Raw genomic sequence first — 2,294 nt, 5'->3', positions numbered from 1 at the left:
GCCTGCGGCCAGGCACGGCGCGTGTTCATGATGGAATGCGGCTCCGGAAACGAAGCTTGGAGAGTGGAAAGTGGCGGTCCAAGCATAACGAGGGCGGCGCTGAAAAGCAATGGCGTACTGGACAAGAGCCTGTGGTTACACCGTGATACAAGGCGGATGGGGCCGACGCTTGCCAAATGCACTAAAATGATGGGTATTTTTCCATTCAGCCGTACCGGCGCCGCCTCGCGCGCCACCATTCCATTGTGGAGATTTTATGAAGAGCTCGATCCTGCGTGCCGGTGTTGTAGCGCTGGCATGCGCGCTGGGCCTGTCCGCCTGCGGCGGCGGGAGCGGCGACCTGTACCTGGCCGGCGCAGTCGTTGGCGTGACCAAGGATGGTCTGGTGCTGCAAAATAATGGCGGCAACGACACGAACGTGGTGTACCCCTATACCTCGTTCCAGTTCGGCAACCGCGTGTCGACGGACGACCAGTTCAACATCACGGTCAAGAGCATCCCGTCGAATGCGACGGAATGCGTCGTCAGCAACGGCAGGGCGCGCGCCAACTACTATACGATCGGCCAGATCAGCGTGACCTGCTCGATCAAGCAGCATGCACTGACGGCCAACATCGTCGGCCTGACGACCAGCGGCCTCGTAATCGTCAATGGCGCCGACCGCCACGACGTCCCGGCCGGCACGACGACCGTCCAGATGGCGACGGTGAACGAAGCCGGCGCCTACGGCGTCACCGTCCTGCAGCAGCCTTCGGGCCAGACTTGCACGGTGAGCGGCGGCGGCAGCAACAATAATGGTACGGGTACCATGGGGTCGGACGAAACCACGACCGTCACCGTCACCTGCGCTTAGTTACCTGCGCATCTTACTGGAGAGTTTCAATGAAGTTTTCCCTCGCGCGTCCGGCTTTCGCCCTGGCGATCACGCTGACGCTGGCCTCCTGCGGCGGCGGTGGCAAGGCCACGTTCCCGATCAACGTCACGGTGAGCGGCCTGCAATACCCGGGCCTGGTCCTGAGCACGAATGGCCACGACCTGGCCGTCAACCCGCCGACCACGGCCGGCGACCTCGTCACGGCGGTCTTCCCGAACCCGCTCGAGTATGGCCAGACGTATGAAGTCATCCCGAAAGGCGCGACCATCACCAGCAACCATACCTATGTGGGCGGCACCCTGCCGAAACACCAGCAATGCGCGCCGTCGCCATTCCCGGCGTGGGGCACGGCCGGCCAGCTGGCCAAGATCGACATCCGCTACACCTGCGTGATCAACGCGTACCCGCTCACCGGCACGGTCAATGGCCTGAAAGGTACCGGCCTCATCCTTGCCAACGGCAGTACGGCGGCCACGGTTGGCGTCGACCCTGTACTGGACGCCAATAAGAATCCGACTGGCGCTCCGGTTGCCCTCGTGATGAACTCGGTCCCGTACAACACGACGTATGGCGTGACCGTGCTGACCCAGCCGACCAGCCCCAGCCAGACCTGCACGGTCACGGGCGGTGCCAACGGTACGGGCGGCGGCACGATGGACGATGCGGCGGAAGCGCACGGTGGTGTGGACAGCCTGGTCGTGACCTGTCAATAGCGCAGCCCTGAGGGGTTGGATGAGATATGGAAATTTCTTATATCAAATATTTGAAACCAAAATTGGACTGATATGCTGTAGCGCAGCATAATGGCACCTGTCTCCTCCAACTCTCCTCAGAAAGAATTGGATTTCAAGCCCGCACAACAGCGGGCTTTTTTTTATCCGCATGCTGCCCTCGTCCGCATCGYGTCGACTCGGATACCGGCTCAGTTGCCGGCATGCAGACGCTTCGCGGTCACCTTCACGACGGCCATCTGCTGGCCTTCGATCGTCACCTGGGCGTCGTAGCGCTCATGCTTGACGATGCTGGCGGCATGGGCGGCGCTCGTCACACCCACGAGGACGGCGGCAGCGAGGAAGATGGCTTCCATGTTTTTCAGGATCGCGTTCATTTTCATTCTCCTTGAGTTGACTATCTTGGTTCAGGTTATCGCCGTATCGGATCGGCTTGGGATGATGTCACTTTAGGCGTCAAGCCCTTTTCCCGCCACCGGACTGCGACGAAATGCACAAAACGCGGGATAAAAGCGCAAAAAACCGGACTGTGCGTCGCGGCACAATCCGGGGCAGTCGTTGGAAAAGACGGGCGGCGCGCCCGTATCCGACCAAGCGTGCCGTTACTGGCAGGGGAGACTTTGATTACGGATGCGAGGAAGCCTGGCGGGCACCCGTACCGGATCCGCCCGCGCTGCCCGACGCCGAGC

At 61.4% G+C, this 2,294-nt stretch carries 3 protein-coding genes; 2 read left to right on the top strand and 1 reads right to left on the bottom strand.

Features of this window, described 5'->3' with window-relative positions; genetic code table 11:
* The first annotated feature begins 256 nt into the window (after positions 1–256).
* Together AC1DYX_RS30430 and AC1DYX_RS30425 are read left to right on the top strand one after the other, a co-directional pair.
* Positions 257–853 carry a hypothetical protein gene (locus tag AC1DYX_RS30430; protein ID WP_477265848.1) on the top strand — a complete coding sequence of 199 codons (597 nt, stop codon included), beginning with the start codon at positions 257–259 and terminating at the stop codon, positions 851–853.
* A 29-nt stretch (positions 854–882) separates the two neighbouring features.
* Positions 883–1,587: a hypothetical protein gene (locus tag AC1DYX_RS30425; protein ID WP_477265846.1), complete on the top strand. Its 705-nt coding sequence runs from the start codon at positions 883–885 to the stop codon at positions 1,585–1,587.
* Between the two features lie 209 nt (positions 1,588–1,796).
* Here AC1DYX_RS30425 and AC1DYX_RS30420 read toward each other — a convergent pair whose 3' ends face one another.
* On the bottom strand, positions 1,797–1,982 hold the full coding sequence (locus AC1DYX_RS30420; protein WP_477265844.1) for a hypothetical protein: 186 nt from the start codon (positions 1,980–1,982) through the stop codon (positions 1,797–1,799).
* Positions 1,983–2,294: the final 312 nt, after the last annotated feature.

The organism is Massilia sp. P2_C2, assembly GCF_056404615.1.
Note: the sequence above shows the minus strand (reverse complement) of the source record. Positions and strands in the feature narration are given on the sequence as shown.